The organism is Streptomyces sp. BA2, assembly GCF_009769735.1.
Classification (GTDB): Bacteria; Actinomycetota; Actinomycetes; order Streptomycetales; family Streptomycetaceae; genus Streptomyces.
This window is the reverse complement of the sequence record NZ_WSRO01000002.1, coordinates 2,381,201-2,399,365: the sequence shown is the minus strand read 5'-3', so window position 1 is coordinate 2,399,365 and position 18,165 is coordinate 2,381,201. Positions and strand designations below refer to the sequence as shown.

Here is an 18,165-nt window from a genome sequence, read left to right as displayed (position 1 = left end):
GCTCTACGGTCAAGGCTTCGCTGTAAAACGAACTGCACGAGTCTCTTGTTCCGGGGGACGGACGGGGGTGGTTGCCGTTAGTCGGACCGGCTCGGCAGCGAGTGTCCGAGCAGGATACGACGCACCTAGGTGATCTGCGCGCCGCTCCCGGCAACCGGCCTGCGCCGAACGGGTGAGCGCCAGGTGAGGGAGGTGTGACGTGGGTGCCCGAGCGTGGCCGGAAGCAGCCTCGCCCGGTCGCTGATACCCTGGTAGCCCGTGAGCCGGTGGTCATTGAACCCCCGAACCGCAGCGACGGCACCTCCCCAGAATCCCCGGTGAGGGTGCCGGTACGCACCCTTCAGACCGCGACCACGGGAGCCCCCTCTTGGCCATGCAGCCAAAGTCCACGACGACCAAGCACATCTTCGTCACCGGGGGTGTCGCCTCTTCCCTCGGCAAGGGTCTGACTGCCTCGAGCCTGGGTGCGCTCCTCAAGGCGCGCGGCCTGCGCGTCACCATGCAGAAGCTCGACCCGTACCTGAACGTCGACCCCGGGACGATGAACCCGTTCCAGCACGGCGAGGTGTTCGTCACGAACGACGGCGCCGAGACCGACCTGGACATCGGCCACTACGAGCGCTTCCTGGACGTCGACCTCGACGGCACGGCGAACGTCACCACCGGCCAGATCTACTCGCAGGTCATCGCCAAGGAGCGGCGCGGCGAGTACCTCGGCGACACGGTGCAGGTCATCCCGCACATCACGAACGAGATCAAGCACCGCATCCGCCGCATGGCCACCGATGACGTCGACGTCGTCATCACGGAGGTCGGCGGCACGGTCGGCGACATCGAGTCCCTGCCGTTCCTGGAGACCGTCCGTCAGGTCCGCCACGAGGTCGGCCGCGACAACGTCTTCGTCGTGCACATCTCGCTGCTGCCCTACATCGGCCCGTCCGGCGAGCTGAAGACCAAGCCGACCCAGCACTCGGTCGCGGCCCTGCGCAACATCGGTATCCAGCCTGACGCCATCGTGCTGCGTGCCGACCGCGACGTGCCGACCGCCATCAAGCGCAAGATCTCGCTGATGTGCGACGTCGACGAGGACGCGGTCGTCGCCTGTGTCGACGCCAAGTCGATCTACGACATCCCGAAGGTCCTGCACACCGAGGGCCTCGACGCCTACGTGGTGCGCAAGCTCGACCTCCCGTTCCGCGACGTGAACTGGACCCAGTGGGAGGACCTCCTCGACCGGGTGCACAACCCGGACCACGAGGTCACCATCGCGCTGGTCGGCAAGTACATCGACCTGCCCGACGCCTACCTCTCGGTGACCGAGGCGCTGCGCGCGGGCGGCTTCGCCAACCGCGCCCGCGTCAAGGTCAAGTGGGTCACCTCCGACGACTGCAAGACCCCGGCGGGCGCCGCCAAGCAGCTCGGTGACGTCGACGCGATCTGCATCCCCGGCGGCTTCGGCGACCGCGGCGTGACCGGCAAGGTCGGCGCCATCACCTTCGCCCGCGAGAACAAGATCCCGCTGCTCGGCCTCTGCCTCGGCCTGCAGTGCATCGTGATCGAGGCCGCCCGCAACCTCGCGGACATCCCCGACGCCAATTCCACGGAGTTCGACTCCGCGACCGCCCACCCGGTCATCTCGACCATGGCGGAGCAGCTGGACATCGTCGCGGGCGAGGGCGACATGGGCGGCACGATGCGCCTGGGCATGTACCCGGCGAAGCTCGCCGAGGGCTCCATCGCCCGTGAGGTGTACGACGGCAAGGAGTACGTCGAGGAGCGCCACCGTCACCGCTACGAGGTGAACAACTCCTACCGCGCCGAGCTGGAGAAGAAGGCCGGCATCCTCTTCTCCGGCACCTCCCCGGACGGCAAGCTCGTCGAGTACGTCGAGTACCCCCGCGAGGTCCACCCCTACCTGGTCGCCACCCAGGCGCACCCGGAGCTGCGCTCGCGCCCGACCCGCCCGCACCCGCTCTTCGCGGGCCTGGTGAAGGCCGCCGTGGAGCGCCAGACGGGTAAGTAACACAAGAGCGATACGGTTGCCGGGGTACGAGCCTTCTGAGGCGCGTGCCCCGGTTTCTGTTTGCACGTGTGGGAGGACAGGGCGACATGACGATCAAGGACACTGCCGAGGAGTGGCAGGTCACAGCGACGGAGACGCCCTTCGTGGGCAACAAGACCTCCGTGCGCACCGACGACGTGGTCATGCCCGACGGGACCGTCGTCCACCGTGACTACCAGGTGCACCCCGGGTCGGTCGCCGTGCTCGCCCTGGACGACGCGGGCCGCGTCCTGGTCCTGCGTCAGTACCGCCACCCCGTACGCCACAAGCTCTGGGAGATCCCGGCCGGGCTGCTCGACATCCCCGGCGAGAACCCCCTGCACGCCGCCCAGCGCGAGCTCTACGAAGAGGCGCACGTCAAGGCCGAGGACTGGCGCGTCCTGACCGACGTCTACACCACGCCCGGCGGCTGCGACGAGGCCGTGCGCATCTTCCTGGCGCGTGACCTCTCCGAGGCCGAGGGCGAGCGGTTCGAAGTCTCCGAGGAGGAGGCCGACATGGAGCTGGCGCGCGTACCGCTCGAAGAGCTCGTACGGGGCGTGCTCGCCGGTGAGCTGCACAACAACTGCCTCGTCGTGGGCGCCCTTTCGCTGACCGCGGTGCTGAGCGGCGACGGCGTCGACGCGCTGCGCCCCGCCGACGCGCCCTGGCCCGCGCGCCCCTTCGAGGCCTGAGAGGTACCGCTCTGGGCCATTGAGGCGCTCCGGTGTGACGATCTGCTGATCCGATCGGGGGACTTGTGCGCGCCGCTCGCCGGGGGAGGCGGCAGGGCCTGAACTAGGCTCTGGAAGCGTCCCGACCGGAGTCCCGGCGGGTTCGCGCGCAGGCGGACGGAGCATGGCCCGTGACGGATCAGGCAGTCGACACGGACGGTTCGGCGGCGGGCGGCGCGGTGCCGCGGCCCGCTCCGGCCCGGACTTCCGAGGGCGGTCAATTCGTCGGCCGGCGCAGGGAGTTGAAAGAGCTCCGCGCCGACATCGACCGTGCCGGGCTCGACACCATCTCGGGCCGCAAGGCGCCCCGGGCCCGCGTGCTCCTCATCGCGGGCCGCCCCGGCTCGGGCCGCACCGCGCTCGCGGAGGAACTCGCGCGGCAGGTCGCCGACGACTACCCCGACGGGGTGCTCCGAGCCCAGCTCACCGAACCCGACGGCACGCGCGTGCCCACGGAACGCACCGCCCGGGAACTCCTGGACGCCCTCGACGTCCCCGCACCCGCGGGGGCCGACGAGGACGAGCTCGCCGAAGTCCTCCGCGACGCCCTCTCGGGGCGCAGGGCCCTGCTTCTCCTCGACGGTGCCGCGGACGCCGAGCAGGTCGACCCGCTGCTCCCGGACGCGCCCGAGTGCCTGGTCGTCGCCGTGTCGCAGGGCCCGCTCACCGGCATCCCGGACGTGCGGCCGTGCACGCTGGGCGGCCTGGACACCGCCGCGGGGGTCGAACTGCTCTCCCGCGCGGCGGGCCCGGTGCGCATCACCGTCGACCCGCGGTCGGCGGAGAGCCTGGTCGAGGCCTGCGGCGCGCACCCCGCCACCCTCGTCCTGGCCGGCGGCTGGCTCTCCGGGCGGCCCAAGGCGGCCGTCGCCGACCTGGCCAAGCAGGTGCACGACCGGCCCGACGACGAATCCGCGGCCGGCGCCCTCTCCCGCATGTTCCAGCTCTCGTACACCTCGCTGCCGGGGGCTGCCGCGCGGATACTGCGCTACCTCTCGCTCGCCCCGGCAGGCCACGTCGACCCGCACACCGCGTCCGCGCTCGCGGGCTGCTCGGTCTCCGCCGCCCGCACGACCCTGGACGACTTCGTGAAGCTCGGCCTGGTCAGGGCCGTGGACTCGCCGCTTCCGCAGTACGAGCTGCCGGGCTGCCTGGTGCCGCTGCTCCGCGCGCGCACCGAGAGCCAGGACCGGGCCGCCGAGGTGCAGCTCGCGCGGGCCAGGATGCTGGAGCGGACCGTGCGCCTCCTCCAGTCCTGCCGGGCGATCACGGAGCCGGACAGCTCCGGGGCCCGCAAGAAGCTCGCGGGCCTGCCGCGGGCCCTGCGCTTCCCCCACCCCGGCGCCGCCGACGAGTGGCTGCGCGTCCGGCAGCCCGCCCTGCTCGCCGCGGCCCGCCTGGCGGTCGCCGACGGGGAGCTCGACACCCTCGCGCGACGCCTGATGGCTGCCCTGACGCGGGCCCTGGTCGCCCACCGGGGCACGGAGGACGCGGCTCCCGAGCTGTACGGCATCCACCGGCTCGTGCTCGATGTCGCCGAGCGCCGGAACCTGCCCCGCGAGAAGGCGGCCGCCCTCCTGAATCTCGCGGATCTGGACGCGCGGACAGGACGTACGCAAGAGGCGCTTGTGCGTTATCGGCTTGCTCTGGACGCCGGACGGGAAGCAAATGATCCGTACGCGACCGGCCGCGCGATGGAATCCGTAGGCGGTGCCTACGAGGAGCTGGGGGACTGGTCGCGGGCCTCGGACTGGTTCGGGCGCGCCCTCGCCCATCGGCTCGCGCGGGACGAGCGCTCGGACGCGGCCCGCCTCTACGGCCGCATCGGAACGGCGCACACCTACGCGGGCCGCTACGGCGAGGCGCTGCGCAACTGGAGCTCGGCCGTCACCGGGCACCGCAAGGCCGGTGATGTGGCGGGCCAGGCAAGGGCGTTGAGCGAGCTCGCGCGGGTGCAGGAGTACGCGGGGCGGCCCGAGGAGTCGCTGCGCACCTGCCAGGAGGCCGTCGACTGGGCGCGGCAGGCCGGTGACGTACGCCTCCAGGCGGCGCTGCAGCTCAGGCTCGCCGACACGCTTGACCGGCTCGGCGACCCGGCCGCCGCCCGGCTGCACCGCGCCGCCGCCGAGCGCATCCTGGGAATGGAGCTCGAGCAGGTCACAGGGCTTGCATCGAAGGATGGACCAGGGGCTTCCGCCTGCGAAATCCGTAGCGCTTCCGCTGAAGATTGATGCATTGAAAGGCTAGACAGCGAGAAGTCCTTCATTAGACTGGCTCTGCCGCGTACTTCCGTGGTGTCTCCGATGCGCCCTCTTGTGTATCGGTATGTAGTGAATTGCCCGAAAGATCCCTGAGCCAAGAGGACCGTGATCGACGTGAAGGTCGGCATCCCCCGCGAGGTCAAGAACAACGAGTTCCGGGTGGCCATCACCCCCGCCGGTGTGCACGAGCTGGTGCGCCACGGCCACCAGGTCGTCATCGAGCGGAACGCCGGTGTCGGCTCCTCGATCACGGACGCGGAGTACGTCTCCGCGGGCGCGGTCATCCTGGACACCGCCGACGAGGTCTGGGCCACCGCCGACCTCCTCCTGAAGGTCAAGGAGCCGGTCGCGGAGGAGTACCACCGCCTCCGCAAGGACCAGACCCTCTTCACCTACCTGCACCTGGCCGCGTCCAAGGAGTGCACGGACGCGCTCCTGGAGTCCGGCACCACCGCCATCGCGTACGAGACGGTCGAGACCGCGAACCGCGCGCTCCCGCTGCTCGCCCCGATGTCCGAGGTCGCGGGCCGCCTGGCCCCGCAGGTCGGCGCCTACCACCTGATGGCCGCCCAGGGCGGCCGCGGTGTCCTGCCCGGCGGTGTCCCGGGCGTCGCGGCCGGCAAGGCCGTCGTCATCGGCGGCGGCGTCTCCGGCTGGAACGCCATGCAGATCGCCATCGGTATGGGCTTCCACGTGACCCTGCTCGACAAGGACATCAACAAGCTCAAGGAGGCGGACAAGATCTTCGGCACGAAGATCCAGACCGTCGTCTCCAACGCCTTCGAGCTGGAGAAGGCCTGCCTCGACGCCGACCTCGTCATCGGCGCCGTCCTCATCCCGGGAGCCAAGGCCCCCAAGCTCGTCACCAACGAGCTCGTGTCGCGCATGAAGCCGGGAAGTGTCCTTGTCGACATCGCGATCGACCAGGGCGGCTGCTTCGAGGACTCGCACCCGACGACGCACGCCGAGCCGACCTTCCCGATCCACAACTCGGTGTTCTACTGCGTCGCCAACATGCCCGGCGCGGTGCCCAACACCTCGACGTACGCGCTGACCAACGCGACGCTGCCGTACATCGTCGAGCTGGCGAACCGCGGCTGGGTCGAGGCGCTGCGCCGTGACCACTCGCTCGCCCTGGGCCTCAACACCCATGACGGCCAGGTGGTTTACAAGGAGGTCGCCGAGTCGCACGGCCTCGAGCACGTCGAGCTGGAGACGCTCCTCGGCTGAACCTGACCGCTTTCGTCAACGAAAGTCGTCAATCTCACGCCCACGGCCGGACCTTGAGAGGGGTCCGGCCGTATGCGTATGTCCGTGGACATGGTCAACTCGCCTTGAACGTAACCCTTTAACCGATTCGACCACCCCGGAAATGTGCCAATGGCACCCCGTGCGCCCTTGACATGGGGGCGTTCGATTGCCGACACATCGGGCCGGGTCCGGCGGATTGTGTTGCTGCGGACCGGTGACACGCCATAGAGTCGCCAACCGTCGGCATGGTGCCACGCTGACCTATCGAGAAATTTCCTGGTCACCAAGGAGGTAAGACGACTTGTGAATGAGTCGACATTTGCTCCCGGGGGTGGTCAACCAGGAACCTCTGAGCGGGGCCAAGGACCCGTGGGGCTCGAGGCTGTCGGCTCCGTCGCTGTCCGCACCTTCGCAGCCCGCCAGAAACCGCAGCCGCAACCGACATCGTCTGCACCCCAGAGCATGGATGGCCATCACGTGAACGCCATGGCCGGCGACCGGAGTGGCGAGAACACCACCCACACCCAACTCGCCGACTACGAGGAACTGCCCCAGGGGCACTTCTACGACCCTGACGCCGAGTACGAGCCCGATCCCGAGTACGCGGCCACGCTGGCCCCGGACGCGGCCCGTCAGCGCCGTGAGCGCATCGGTCCCACGGGACGCCCGCTGCCGTACTTCCCGATTCCGGGCCCGCTGACCGATCACGGTCCCGCGAAGATCATCGCGATGTGCAACCAGAAGGGCGGCGTGGGCAAGACGACGTCGACCATCAACCTGGGTGCCGCGCTCGCGGAGTACGGACGCCGGGTCCTGCTGGTCGACTTCGACCCGCAGGGCGCCCTCTCGGTGGGGCTCGGGGTGAACCCGATGGAGCTGGACCTGACGGTCTACAACCTGCTCATGGAGCGGGGCATGTCGGCCGACGAGGTGCTGCTGAAGACGGCGGTCCCGAACATGGACCTGCTGCCCAGCAACATCGACCTGTCCGCCGCCGAAGTGCAGTTGGTGAGCGAGGTCGCGCGCGAGTCCACGCTGCAGCGGGCGCTCAAGCCGCTGATGCAGGACTACGACTACATCGTGATCGACTGTCAGCCCTCGCTCGGCCTGCTCACCGTGAACGCCCTGACGGCGGCTCACAAGGTGATCGTGCCGCTCGAGTGCGAGTTCTTCGCGCTGCGCGGTGTGGCCCTGCTGACGGAGACCATCGAGAAGGTCCAGGAGCGGCTCAACCCCGACCTGGAGCTCGACGGCATCCTGGCCACCATGTACGACTCCCGCACGGTGCACAGCCGTGAGGTGCTCGCGCGGGTGGTCGAGGCCTTCGACGATCACGTGTACCACACGGTGATCGGACGCACGGTCCGCTTCCCGGAGACCACGGTCGCCGGTGAGCCGATCACGACGTACGCATCGAACTCGGTCGGCGCGGCCGCTTATCGCCAGCTCGCCAGGGAGGTGCTCGCCCGGTGTCACGCCGAGTGAGTCTGCCGGGGGCCGACGAACTGTTCCGTACGACCGGGGGGATGGCGCTGCAGTCGTCGTCCCCGCGACGCCAGGCGAACGGCGAGGCCCGGGTACCGGGCCCCGCGGGGGAGAGCGACGAGACCGCCGCGGGGGATTCCCGCGGCGGCGCGGCGGCCACGGACGGCGGTGACGCCGAACACGGCGCCGCCGACGCGGAGTCGGGTGAATCCCGCAGCCGGTCGGCCACCGCCGATGCCGAGAAGGACGGGCGTCGTCCTGCCCAGGACCAGGAAGGCGCCGCACAGAGCGGCGGCCGGTCCGCGAATTCGTCCTCCACGGCGCAGGCGAGGCGGCGCGCGCGGGCGGCCAACCGGCGGCCCAGCGGGCGTGAGCGGCACGACGAGAAGATCACCGTGTACGTGTCCGCCGAGGAGCTGATGGACCTCGAGCACGCGCGTCTCGTGCTGCGGGGCGAGCACGGGCTCGCGGTCGACCGCGGGCGCATCGTCCGCGAGGCGGTGGCCGTCGTTCTCGCGGATCTTGAGTCCCGCGGGGACGCGAGCATTCTCGTACGACGGCTTCGCGGGCGGTAGCGGTAGCGTTCCCGCCGATGCCCCTGAACGACGATTCCGCACCGGCCGTCCGTCGGCGTGCGCTGGGGCGTGGCCCCGGGGCGGCTCCGGCGGAGCCGGAACCTGAGGCGGCAGCTCCCGAACCGGAGCCGTCAGCTGCCGAACCTGAGCCGCCAGCTTCTGAGCCGGACGACGGGCGGTTCAAGGTCCGGCTCGCCAATTTCGAGGGCCCCTTCGATCTGCTGCTTCAGCTCATCTCGAAGCACAAGATGGACGTCACCGAAGTCGCGCTCTCCACGGTGACCGACGAGTTCATGGCGCACATCCGCGCCATGGGGCCCGACTGGGACCTGGATCAGACCACCGAGTTCCTCGTGGTCGCCGCCACCCTGCTCGACCTCAAGGCGGCCCGTCTGCTGCCCTCCGCCGAGGTCGAGGACGAGGCGGACCTAGCGCTGCTCGAAGCGCGGGACCTGCTCTTCGCGAGGCTGCTCCAGTACCGCGCGTACAAGCAGATCGCCGACATCTTCAGCGGGCGGCTCGAAGAGGAGGCGCGGCGCTATCCGCGGACCGTCGGCCTGGAGGCCCACCACGCGGAGCTGCTGCCCGAGGTCGTCATCAGCATCGGCGCCGAGGGGTTCGCCAGGCTCGCCGTGAAGGCGATGCAGCCCCGGGCGAAGCCCCAGGTGTACGTCGACCACATCCATGCCCCGCTGGTCTCCGTGCAGGAGCAGGCAGGGCTTGTCGTGGCCCTGCTGCGGGAGCGGGGCGAGGTCAGCTTCCAGGTGCTCGTCGAGGACGCGGGGGACACCCTCACCGTCGTCGCCCGCTTCCTGGCGCTCCTGGAGCTGTACCGCGAGAAGGCCGTGGAGCTCGACCAGGAGGCCGCCCTGGGCGAGCTGATGGTGCGGTGGACCGGCGGGGACGGCGACGGGCAGCCGACGGTGACCGACGAGTTCGACCGCGCGCCCGAGCCGGTGAGTGAGGAGAAGCCCACATGAGCGTGGAAAACGCAGCGACCCCCGCGAGCCCCGCGGGAGACCTGGCGGGTGCCGTCGCCGATCTGGAGCTGCGGCCCGCCCTGGAGGCCGTGCTCATGGTCGTCGACGAACCGGCCACCGAGGAACACCTCGCCAAGATCCTCGACCGGCCACGGCGGCAGGTCGCCGACGCGGTGCGGGAGCTGGCCGACGAGTACACCGTGCAGAAGCGGGGCTTCGAGCTGCGGCTAGTGGCGGGCGGCTGGCGGTTCTACACGCGGCCCGAGTACGCCGCAGCCGTGGAGCGCTTCGTGCTCGACGGGCAGCAGGCACGGCTCACCCAGGCGGCCCTGGAGACCCTCGCGGTCGTCGCGTACCGCCAGCCGGTCAGCCGTTCCCGGGTCTCCGCGGTGCGCGGAGTGAACTGCGACGGCGTGATGCGGACGCTCCTCCAGCGGGGTCTGGTGGAGGAGGCGGGCGCGGAACCCGAAACAGGTGCGATCCTGTACAGGACGACGAACTACTTTCTGGAGCGGATGGGCCTGCGTGGCCTGGACGAGCTCCCGGAGCTCGCGCCCTTCCTCCCCGAGGCGGAGGCGATCGAGGCCGAGACGCTGGAAGGCGTTCCGTCGTTCGACCCGGATGCGCCCGACGCACCGGGGTACGAGTACACCCAGGACACAGCCGACTAACGGAAATTTGATGCGAAGCAGCAACGGCAGGAACAGCAGCGGAAACAACGGCGGGAGCCGTGGTGGCAACAGCGGCAGCCGTGGCAGCAGCGGTGGGCGCCCCAGCAGCGGTGGCCGCCCCAGCGGTGGCGGCCGCCCGAGCGGTGGTGGCCGTGGCAACAGCGGTGGCGGCCGCGATTACCGGGGCTCGGGCAACAGCCCGGACCGGCAGGGACGCGGCGCCGGTGGCGCGCGCGACGACCAGGCCGCGCCGAAGCGTGAGAGCAAGCCCCGCCCCGAGGAGCGCCGCTACGACGTAGGCGGCGACGCCTCCCGGAAGGGCCGTGGCGCGGCGGCACGCGGCGGCGCCAAGGGCGGCCCCAGGGCGCCTCAGGGCTCGGACAGGGGCACCCGGCGCGGCGCGGGAGCTCCCTCCACGTCCCGCGAGTACGACGCGCGGCAGGAAGAGCGCAACCGCGAGCGTTACGCGGGCAAGCCGAAGGTCAGCCCGCCCAAGACCTTCCCGGGCGCCGAGCAGGAGGGCGAGCGGCTGCAGAAGGTCCTCGCCCGTGCGGGCTACGGCTCGCGCCGTGCCTGCGAGGAGCTCGTCGAGCAGGCCCGTGTCGAGGTCAACGGCGAGATCGTGATGGAGCAGGGCCTGCGGGTCCAGCCGGAGCGGGACGAGATCAAGGTCGACGGCCTGACGGTCGCGACCCAGTCGTACCAGTTCTTCGCGCTGAACAAGCCCGCCGGTGTCGTCTCCACCATGGAGGACACCGAGGGGCGCCAGTGCCTGGGTGACTACGTGACCAACCGCGAGACGCGGCTGTTCCACGTGGGGCGCCTGGACACGGAGACCGAGGGCGTCATCCTCCTCACCAATCACGGTGAGCTGGCCCACCGCCTCACGCACCCGAAGTACGGCGTGAAGAAGGTCTACCTCGCGCACATCGTGGGCCCGATCCCGCGTGACCTGGGCAAGCAGCTCAAGGACGGCATCCAGCTCGAGGACGGGTACGCCCGCGCGGACCACTTCCGCGTCGTCGAGCAGACTGGCAAGAACTACCTGGTCGAGGTGACGCTGCACGAGGGCCGCAAGCACATCGTGCGCCGCATGCTCGCGGAGGCAGGCTTCCCGGTCGACAGGCTGGTGCGGACGTCCTTCGGGCCGATCACGCTCGGCGACCAGAAGTCGGGATGGCTGCGCAGGCTGTCCAACACCGAGGTCGGCATGCTGATGCAGGAAGTCGACCTCTAGGCGAACCCTGAGGTCAGCTGAGGCGGCCGGTCCCTGCGGATGCAGGGGCCGGCCGCCTTTTTGTGCCTTGCGGAGTTCACCTGCCCACATTTATAGTCGTCGTGACCATAAAAGGAGGGGGGTCCATGCAGGGCTACCAGGGCTACGACAAGTACGCCTTCGAGCCGTTCGCCGTCACCGTCGACCTCGCCGTCTTCACCGTCCGCGCGGGCCGCCTGCACGCGCTGCTCGTCGAGCGCGGTCAGGAGCCGTACGCGGGGCGCTGGGCGCTGCCCGGGGGATTCGTGCTGCCGGAGGAGTCCGCGGAGACCGCCGCGGGACGTGAGCTCGCCGAGGAGACCGGCCTCGCCGACAGCGCCGGACTCCACCTGGAGCAGCTGCGCACCTACAGCGAACCGGACCGCGACCCGCGGATGCGCGTCGTCTCGGTCGCCTTCGCGGCCCTCGTCCCCGACCCTCCCGCGGTGCGCGCGGGTAGCGACGCGGCCCGCGCGGAGTGGCTGCCGTACGGCACCCAGGGGCCGCTCGCCTTCGACCACGACCGGATCCTCGCCGACGCCCACGACCGCGTCTGCGCCAAGTTCGAGTACACCGGCCTCGCCACCGCCTTCTGCCCGCCCGAGTTCACGCTCGGCGAGCTGCGGCAGGTCTACGAGACGGTGTGGGGCGCCGAGCTCGACCCGGCCAACTTCCGCCGCAAGGTGCTCGGCACGTCCGGCTTCGTCGAGGCGATCCCCGGCGCCGCGCGCCTGACGGGCGGCCGTGGCAAACCGGCGGCCCTCTACCGTGCGGGCCCGGCCACGTCGCTGCACCCGCCGTTGCTCCGCCCCGCGACCATCCCCTCGGAAGGACAGCCCTCATGAAGCGTGCCGCCACCGGATCCCTCATAGGCCTCGCCCTGGGGGACGCGCTCGGCTTCCCGACCGAGTTCAACGACGTACCGTCGATCCTCGCCAAGTGCGGGCCGTGGCGGGAGATGGAGCTGCCGAGGCCCGCGATCGTCACGGACGACACGCAGATGACGCTGGCGCTCGGCCGTGGCCTGCGTACCGCCATGGACCGGGGACTGCTCGGGCCCCAGCGGATGGAGCGGCCGGTGCGCGAGGAGTTCGTGGAGTGGTACCAGTCACCGGAGAACAACCGCGCCCCCGGCAACACCTGCCTCAAGGCCTGCTACCTCCTGAAGACCGGCAAGCCGTGGGAAGAGGCGAGCCAGGTGCACTCCAAGGGCTGCGGCGCCAACATGCGTGTCGCGCCGATCGGGCTCGCCCCCGGCCTGAGCGACGAGCAGCGGGCGGGCGCGGCCCAGCTGCAGTCCGCGCTCACCCACGGCCACCCCACGGCGCTCGCCGCGTCGGACCTCACCGCGCACGCCGTACGGCTGCTCGCGGAGGGCGCCGAGCCGACGGGCCTTGTCGGGCTGCTGCGCTCGTACGCGTACGAGAACCGGGAGACGTACCACGGGCGTTGGCTCGGCGAGCTGTGGACGCGCGGCGGCGATCCGACGCCGGGCGCGTTCATGGCACGCGGCTGGGACGAGTGCCTTGCCGTCCTTGAACGCCTTGAGGTCACGCTGCGGGACGCCAACCCGGAGACGGACCCCTGTCTGGCCACGGGCGAGGGCTGGATCGCCGAAGAGGCGCTCGCCACGGGGCTGCTGTGCTTCCTGCAGTTCGTGGACGAGCCCGTGACGGCCCTGCGCAGAGCCGCCTGCACCTCCGGCGACTCCGACTCGATCGCCTGCCTCGCCGGTGCCTTCGCGGGAGCCCACTTGGGCGCTGCCGCCTGGCCCGCCGAGTGGGCCGAGCGGATCGAGTACCGGGGGGACCTCCTTGAGCTGGGGGCGCTCTGGGATTCTTGAGCCATGACTGTCGACCTGGGGCCCGACCTCTACGCGACTCCGACGTCGATCTGCGCGGGGTGCGCCTGCTGCCGGTGGCCGATCTGGTGGGGCTGCGGGAGCCCGACGAGGCCCGTACGAGGATGTGGGACCACGAGGGCGTGGAGATGGACCTCGTCACGCACGACCTGCGCAAGTTCGTGCGCCTGATGCTGCGGCACAACGGCTACGTCCTGGAGCAGCTGCTCTCGCCGCTGGTGGCGCACACGGCCGAGGCCGAGCACGGCGGCGCCGACGTGGACCGCGGCCGCGTGGCCGCCGATGTGGAGCGGCTGCACGGAGTTCTGGACCAGGCGCAGGCGGACTCAGGGCTTCCTGGGGGTCACTCCGCGTCCGACGCCCTGCATGATCTCGTCGTTCGGGTGCGGCTCCAGAGCTGACGCTCGCCGTACGCGGAACAGGAAGTCCGCCACGCGGTCCCGGTCCGGTTCGGCGGGGAGCGGGGTGCGTGTGGCCGCCGTGTCCGCCTCCTCGGCCAGGCGGCGCATCCAGGACTCGACCTCGCGCCAGGGCACCTCGCCGCGCTTGACCGCGAGCAGCGGCTCGCGCTCGTCGCCGACGTCGATCGTCAGTTGGCCGGTGCGCAGCAGGTCGCGGCAGCTCGTCAGGAGGCGCAGGAGGTGCATGGCGTGCTTCCAGCGGGGGGCGCCGTGCACGCGTACGTCCGCTTCCAGCTTCTTGTGCTGGCCCAGTGCGTAGCGGGCGAACGTGGTGTGGGCCTGGCGGGAGAGGAACGCTTCGCGCAGGGACAGGAGTTCGCGGCCGGTGTCCGTCACGTGTTCCACCACCGGGGAGTGCAGGCACTCCAGGATGTTCGGGTTGGCGCGCAGGGCCAGCTCGCAGAAGCGTTCCAACTCCCAGCTGAACTGCTCGTCCGCCGGGCCTTCCACGTGCGTGGGCGGCTTCTCGAAGTGCCAGAAGAGCGGTGTGGGGGCCAGGAAGACACCCCTGCGGTCGGTGTCGCTGCCGTCCGTGGCCAGGCCGAAGGCGCGCGAGCCCATCACGCAGGCGTAGACGGTGTGGTCGCGTACGAGGTCCAGGTCGGTGTCCGTGGGGCGGTGCATGCCGGGAGCGTACGGCTACCGGCTAGCCGCGCGTGATCGAATTTCCGGTGACCTTGATGCTCTCCGGAGCGAGCGGGCGTGGTGCCGGGCCGTCCGCGACCGAGGCGTCCGCGACGCGGTACTTGCTGCCGTGGCAGGCGCAGTTGATCGTGCCGTCCGCGACCTCGCTGACCGTACAGCCCGAGTGCGTGCAGACCGCGGAGAAGGCCTTGAAGTCGCCCTCTTCGGGCTGGGTCACGACGACCTTCTTGTCCTTGAGGACCTTGCCGCCGCCGACCGGGATGTCGGAGGTCTTGGCCAACTCCTCGGCCTTGGGAGGCGGTTGCTCCTTCCCGCCGGATTTCGGCGGCGAGGAGGACGCCGCGGGCGGCTGTGACTTCGGCTGCTCCGGTTCCGCGCCCTCGTCGCCGTACTTGCTGCACCCGGCGGTCAGCGCGACCACACCGCCCGCGGCCAGGACGGTGCGCCGTGAGGGGGCCGCGTCGCTCATGTCGTCACCCCGAACGTACGGAAGAACCACAGCGCCGACGTCCACCAGACCACCGTGAGGGCCACGAAGACCAGGCCGCCGACCACGGGAAGCAGCCAGCCGGGCAGCTTCTCCGAGCGGAGCAGCAGCATCTTGGCGCTGAACGCGCCGAAGAAGAAGCAGGCGAGCAGCGAGTGCCACATCACCCGGGTCGAGTACGTCTGGTACCCGAGGGCGTAGAGACAGTGGACCGCCACGGGGACCGACACCAGGAACGCGATCCGGCCCGACCAGCGGTGCAGCGCCGACGACCAGGAAGGCCCCGGCAGGCGCCCGTACACCATGAGCGCCGAGACGACCTGGACCAGCGCGAAGGCGAACGCCGTCGTACCCAACCAGGACTTCACCGCGCTCGTGCTGCTGAACCCGGCGAGGTTGAAGGCCGTGCCCTCGGGGTCGTGTGCCTTGCCGTACACCCCGAGGCCGACCGCGACCGCCCCGGCGACCAGGGCGGGCACGAGATAGCGGGCGGCGCTCGGGCGACGGTGGTCGCCCGCGGCGGGAGGCGGCGTGAAGCCGCCCTGCGTGGCGGCGTTCGGATCGACGCTCATGGCGGCTCCCTGGTCGGGGCGGAGCGGGGGTCAGGGCACGACGGGGCGGGCGGTGAGGTCACCGCCGTCGAACGGGACGGTGCCGGTCTCCGGGTCGAGGCGCGGGGCCTTGCGCGGCTTGCCGTCCTCCTTGAGGATCCCGACCTGCTGCCCGTCGGGCAGGACGATCCAGCCGCCGTCGATCTCGGCGCCGCGCACCTCGGTCGTCGCGCGGTACAGGCCGGAGGGCTTCTTCGCCCTGGCGGCGGTGAAGTCCCGTGGCTGTTCGTCGATCTCGACCGTGCCGCGAACCGCGTTCCCGGCGAGCGTGCCGTCCAGCTTCGCGCCCTTCTTGCCGGTGAGACGCATGGAGCCGTCGTCCTCGACGTCGCCCTTCAGCCATGCCTCCGCGTCGCGGCCGTTGCAGTAGTACGCGATGGCCTTGTCGTCACGGATCGAGAGGGAGACCGCGGCGGCGTCGTCGGCCGTGCGGCCCGCGTACTCGGACTTCCCGGGAGGCCTCTTCGACGGGCTCCGGGACGGGCTTTCGGACGGGCTCTCGGTGGGAGTGGCGGACGGCGTGCCCTCGGTGGGCTTCGCGGAGGTGGGCGCCGGCGACGCGGCGCCGGGCGAATCCCCTCCGTACGACGAATTGCCCGTCCCTGTAGTCGCGTTGAGCGACAGCATGAACAGGGCGAGCAGCAGCCCCCCGAGAAGCGTGTAGAGCGGGCCTGAGCGCTTCATGCGGCCTCCCCCGAGGCGTGGCCTTGACGGCCCCTCCATGCAAGCGGACCCGTGCCCCCGGCGTCCATAGTTGAACGGCCACCAATCGGGCCAAGTGGCGACAGGGGGCGATTCGGGCGACATTGTCATGGTCTGAGGTCCGCGCCCCTCCGAGGCGCCGACCCGGCCACTCACTCGAAAGGCGCGACCATGGCGGGTAACGATCTGGGAAGCCTTCTCGGCGGTCTCCTCGGCGGCGGCCAAGGCGGCCAAGGCGGCCAAGGCGGCCAAGGCGGCTCCGGCGGCGGCAGTCCGCTGGGCGGCCTCCTCGACATGATCACGAAGTCGGGCCTGGTCAGCCAGGAGCAGCTGGACTCCTGGGTCGGCAAGGGTGGCAACCAGCCGCTGAGCCCGGACCAGGTCAAGCAGGCCATCCCCGACGAGACCCTGGACAAGGTCGCCAACGACGCGGGCCTGAGCCGTGACGAGGTCGCCGAGCAGGTCTCGCAGCAGCTGCCCCAGGCCGTCGACAAGCTGACCCCGGAGGGGCAGGTTCCGTCGTCGGGCTCGCTGGAGGAGCTCATCAGGCAGCAGAAGCTCTGACCCCACCCCGGTGGGGCACGCGGCGTCCGTCTCGGCAGGCGGGCGCCGCGCACTCGTCCCCAGGGCCCTGACTACCCTTGTCGGTACATCAGTCATACGTACGCGAGCGAGGAGCAGCACTGTGGCGGTACGAGCGGTCCGGGGCGCCGTCCAACTGGAGCGGGACGCGGCCGACCACATGGACGAGCAGGTCAGCGAGCTGCTCACTGCCATCCTCGAGCGGAACGAGCTGACCCAGGAGGACCTGATCAGCATCTGGTTCACGGCGACGCCCGATCTGCACAGCGACTTCCCCGCGGCGGCGGCCCGCAAGCTGGGCATCCTCGACGTCCCGCTGATCTGCGCCCAGGAGCTGCAGATCGACGGAGCCATGCCGCGGGTCGTCCGCGTACTCGCGCACATAGAGTCCGACCGCCCCCGCAACGAGATCACGCACGTCTACCTCGGCGCCGCGGCCACCCTGCGCAAGGACATCGCCCAGTGAGAACCGCCCTCGTCATCGGCACCGGCCTGATCGGCACCTCAGCCGCCCTGGCCCTCGCGTCGCGCGGCGTGACCGTGCACCTCGCCGACCACGACCCCGGACAGGCCCGCACGGCGGCCGCGCTCGGCGCGGGCACCGACGAGGCCCCTGAGGGGCGGGTCGACCTGTGCGTCGTCGCCGTGCCGCCCGCGCACGTCGCGGCGACGCTGGCCGACGTCATGCGGCGCGATGTGGCCCGCGGCTACCTCGACGTGGCGAGCGTCAAGGGCGGCCCCCGCAGGGATCTGGAGGCGCTCGGCGTCGACCTCACCCCGTACATCGGCACGCACCCCATGTCGGGGCGCGAGCGCAGCGGCCCCCTCGCCGGCACCGCCGACCTCTTCGAGGGGCGGCCGTGGGTCCTCACGCCCACCCGCGACACCGACACCGAGGTCCTCAACCTCGCCCTGGAGCTCGTCGCCCTCTGCCGTGCCGTGCCGGTGGTCATGGACGCCGACGCGCACGACCGCGCGGTCGCGCTCGTCTCGCACATGCCTCACCTGGTCTCCAGCATGGTCGCTGCCCGCCTGGAGAACGCCGAGGAGACGGCGGTGCGCCTGTGCGGGCAGGGCATCCGTGACGTCACGCGCATCGCCGCGTCCGACCCGCGGATGTGGATCGACATCCTGTCGGCCAACCCCGGCCCCGTCGCCGATCTGCTGTCCGCCGTCGCCACCGATCTCGACGAGACGGTGACGGCGCTGCGGGCGCTGCAGTCGGCGGACGACGTCAAGCGGCGCGAGGGCGCCGCCGGGGTCGAGAACGTGCTGCGGCGCGGGAACGCGGGACAGATCCGGGTACCCGGCAAGCACGGGGCGGCCCCGGCCACGTACGAGGTCGTCGCGGTGCTCATCAACGACCAGCCGGGGCAGCTGGCCAGGATCTTCGCCGACGCGGACCGGGCCGGTGTGAACATCGAGGACGTCCGCATCGAGCACGCGACGGGCCAGCAGGCGGGCCTCATCCAGCTCCTGGTGGTGCCGAAGGCGGCCCCGGTGCTCGCCGCGGCACTGCGGGAGCGGGGCTGGGCGATCCGGCAGTGAAGGCCCGGGGCGTCC

General features: G+C 71.0%; 18 protein-coding genes and 1 pseudogene. 15 read left to right on the top strand and 4 right to left on the bottom strand.

The genetic code is table 11. The features are described 5' to 3' along the window. Positions 1 to 373 precede the first annotated feature (373 nt). From E5671_RS13455 to E5671_RS13400, 12 genes and pseudogenes are all read left to right on the top strand, one after another. Positions 374 to 2,023, top strand: coding sequence for a CTP synthase (locus tag E5671_RS13455; protein ID WP_160510165.1), 1,650 nt, complete (start codon positions 374 to 376; stop codon positions 2,021 to 2,023). A gap of 86 nt (positions 2,024 to 2,109) precedes the next feature. Continuing rightward, positions 2,110 to 2,736, top strand: a complete 627-nt coding sequence (locus E5671_RS13450) for an NUDIX domain-containing protein (protein ID WP_160504204.1) — start codon at positions 2,110 to 2,112, stop codon at positions 2,734 to 2,736. Positions 2,737 to 2,906: 170 nt separating this feature from the next. Then, positions 2,907 to 5,006 carry a tetratricopeptide repeat protein gene (locus E5671_RS13445; protein WP_443032607.1) on the top strand — a complete coding sequence of 700 codons (2,100 nt, stop codon included), beginning with the start codon at positions 2,907 to 2,909 and terminating at the stop codon, positions 5,004 to 5,006. Positions 5,007 to 5,150: 144 nt separating this feature from the next. Then, positions 5,151 to 6,266 (top strand): alanine dehydrogenase, encoded by a 1,116-nt coding sequence (ald, locus tag E5671_RS13440; protein ID WP_160510163.1) that lies wholly within the window; start codon positions 5,151 to 5,153, stop codon positions 6,264 to 6,266. A gap of 324 nt (positions 6,267 to 6,590) precedes the next feature. Beyond that, positions 6,591 to 7,772 (top strand): AAA family ATPase, encoded by a 1,182-nt coding sequence (locus E5671_RS46240; protein WP_160504203.1) that lies wholly within the window; start codon positions 6,591 to 6,593, stop codon positions 7,770 to 7,772. After that, the gene (locus E5671_RS13430) at positions 7,757 to 8,347 is read left to right on the top strand and encodes a hypothetical protein (protein WP_160504202.1); all 591 of its coding nucleotides are present in this window, start codon (positions 7,757 to 7,759) and stop codon (positions 8,345 to 8,347) included. The genes E5671_RS46240 and E5671_RS13430 overlap by 16 nt, the downstream gene beginning before the upstream one ends. Positions 8,348 to 8,364: 17 nt before the next feature. Further along, complete coding sequence (locus E5671_RS13425; RefSeq protein ID WP_160504201.1) at positions 8,365 to 9,327, top strand: segregation and condensation protein A; 963 nt, start codon at positions 8,365 to 8,367, stop codon at positions 9,325 to 9,327. Beyond that, positions 9,324 to 9,998: an SMC-Scp complex subunit ScpB gene (gene scpB / locus E5671_RS13420; RefSeq protein ID WP_160504200.1), complete on the top strand. Its 675-nt coding sequence runs from the start codon at positions 9,324 to 9,326 to the stop codon at positions 9,996 to 9,998. The genes E5671_RS13425 and scpB overlap by 4 nt, the downstream gene beginning before the upstream one ends. A gap of 10 nt (positions 9,999 to 10,008) precedes the next feature. Then, complete coding sequence (locus E5671_RS13415; protein ID WP_160504199.1) at positions 10,009 to 11,235, top strand: pseudouridine synthase; 1,227 nt, start codon at positions 10,009 to 10,011, stop codon at positions 11,233 to 11,235. 125 nt (positions 11,236 to 11,360) lie between these two features. Further along, positions 11,361 to 12,098 carry an NUDIX hydrolase gene (locus tag E5671_RS13410; protein WP_160504198.1) on the top strand — a complete coding sequence of 246 codons (738 nt, stop codon included), beginning with the start codon at positions 11,361 to 11,363 and terminating at the stop codon, positions 12,096 to 12,098. Further along, positions 12,095 to 13,096: an ADP-ribosylglycohydrolase family protein gene (locus E5671_RS13405; RefSeq protein WP_160504197.1), complete on the top strand. Its 1,002-nt coding sequence runs from the start codon at positions 12,095 to 12,097 to the stop codon at positions 13,094 to 13,096. Before E5671_RS13410 ends, E5671_RS13405 begins: the two co-directional genes overlap by 4 nt. Positions 13,097 to 13,122: 26 nt before the next feature. Beyond that, positions 13,123 to 13,515, top strand: a pseudogene (locus E5671_RS13400) (DNA polymerase beta superfamily protein); the annotation flags it as partial. On the opposite strand, the gene E5671_RS13395 reads toward E5671_RS13400, so the two are convergent. Genes E5671_RS13395 through E5671_RS13380 form a run of 4 tightly spaced genes read right to left on the bottom strand, consistent with a single transcriptional unit; the run spans position 13,441 to position 16,002 of the window. Then, a complete protein-coding gene (locus E5671_RS13395) occupies positions 13,441 to 14,199 on the bottom strand; it encodes a nucleotidyltransferase domain-containing protein (RefSeq protein ID WP_160504196.1) in 759 nt (252 codons plus the stop codon). The pseudogene E5671_RS13400 and the gene E5671_RS13395 sit on opposite strands and share 75 nt — an antisense overlap. 22 nt (positions 14,200 to 14,221) lie before the next feature. Further along, positions 14,222 to 14,689, bottom strand: a complete 468-nt coding sequence (locus E5671_RS13390) for a Rieske (2Fe-2S) protein (protein WP_160504195.1) — start codon at positions 14,687 to 14,689, stop codon at positions 14,222 to 14,224. Continuing rightward, positions 14,686 to 15,279 carry a DUF6529 family protein gene (locus tag E5671_RS13385; protein ID WP_160504194.1) on the bottom strand — a complete coding sequence of 198 codons (594 nt, stop codon included), beginning with the start codon at positions 15,277 to 15,279 and terminating at the stop codon, positions 14,686 to 14,688. Before E5671_RS13385 ends, E5671_RS13390 begins: the two co-directional genes overlap by 4 nt. A gap of 30 nt (positions 15,280 to 15,309) precedes the next feature. After that, positions 15,310 to 16,002 carry a hypothetical protein gene (locus E5671_RS13380; protein WP_160504193.1) on the bottom strand — a complete coding sequence of 231 codons (693 nt, stop codon included), beginning with the start codon at positions 16,000 to 16,002 and terminating at the stop codon, positions 15,310 to 15,312. A gap of 132 nt (positions 16,003 to 16,134) precedes the next feature. Between E5671_RS13380 and E5671_RS13375 the strand changes: the two genes are divergently transcribed. The 3 genes from E5671_RS13375 (at position 16,135) to E5671_RS13365 (ending at position 18,150) form a co-directional block, all read left to right on the top strand. Further along, positions 16,135 to 16,584, top strand: coding sequence for a YidB family protein (locus tag E5671_RS13375; RefSeq protein WP_443032786.1), 450 nt, complete (start codon positions 16,135 to 16,137; stop codon positions 16,582 to 16,584). Positions 16,585 to 16,705: 121 nt separating this feature from the next. Then, entirely contained in the window at positions 16,706 to 17,068 is a 363-nt protein-coding gene (gene aroH, locus E5671_RS13370; RefSeq protein WP_160504191.1) for a chorismate mutase, read from the top strand. Beyond that, positions 17,065 to 18,150: a prephenate dehydrogenase gene (locus E5671_RS13365; RefSeq protein WP_160504190.1), complete on the top strand. Its 1,086-nt coding sequence runs from the start codon at positions 17,065 to 17,067 to the stop codon at positions 18,148 to 18,150. Before aroH ends, E5671_RS13365 begins: the two co-directional genes overlap by 4 nt. Positions 18,151 to 18,165: the final 15 nt, after the last annotated feature.

Excerpts from the sequence above, each read along its gene's own strand:
- E5671_RS13425 (WP_160504201.1), top strand. The coding sequence starts at position 8,365 with ATGCCCCTGAACGACGATTCCGCACCGGCCGTCCGTCGGCGTGCGCTG.
- E5671_RS13390 (WP_160504195.1), bottom strand. The coding sequence starts at position 14,689 with ATGAGCGACGCGGCCCCCTCACGGCGCACCGTCCTGGCCGCGGGCGGT.
- E5671_RS13415 (WP_160504199.1), top strand. The coding sequence starts at position 10,009 with ATGCGAAGCAGCAACGGCAGGAACAGCAGCGGAAACAACGGCGGGAGC.
- E5671_RS13380 (WP_160504193.1), bottom strand. The coding sequence starts at position 16,002 with ATGAAGCGCTCAGGCCCGCTCTACACGCTTCTCGGGGGGCTGCTGCTC.
- E5671_RS13385 (WP_160504194.1), bottom strand. The coding sequence starts at position 15,279 with ATGAGCGTCGATCCGAACGCCGCCACGCAGGGCGGCTTCACGCCGCCT.
- E5671_RS13455 (WP_160510165.1), top strand. The coding sequence starts at position 374 with ATGCAGCCAAAGTCCACGACGACCAAGCACATCTTCGTCACCGGGGGT.
- E5671_RS13450 (WP_160504204.1), top strand. The coding sequence starts at position 2,110 with ATGACGATCAAGGACACTGCCGAGGAGTGGCAGGTCACAGCGACGGAG.
- scpB (WP_160504200.1), top strand. The coding sequence starts at position 9,324 with ATGAGCGTGGAAAACGCAGCGACCCCCGCGAGCCCCGCGGGAGACCTG.
- E5671_RS13410 (WP_160504198.1), top strand. The coding sequence starts at position 11,361 with ATGCAGGGCTACCAGGGCTACGACAAGTACGCCTTCGAGCCGTTCGCC.
- E5671_RS13405 (WP_160504197.1), top strand. The coding sequence starts at position 12,095 with ATGAAGCGTGCCGCCACCGGATCCCTCATAGGCCTCGCCCTGGGGGAC.
- E5671_RS13395 (WP_160504196.1), bottom strand. The coding sequence starts at position 14,199 with ATGCACCGCCCCACGGACACCGACCTGGACCTCGTACGCGACCACACC.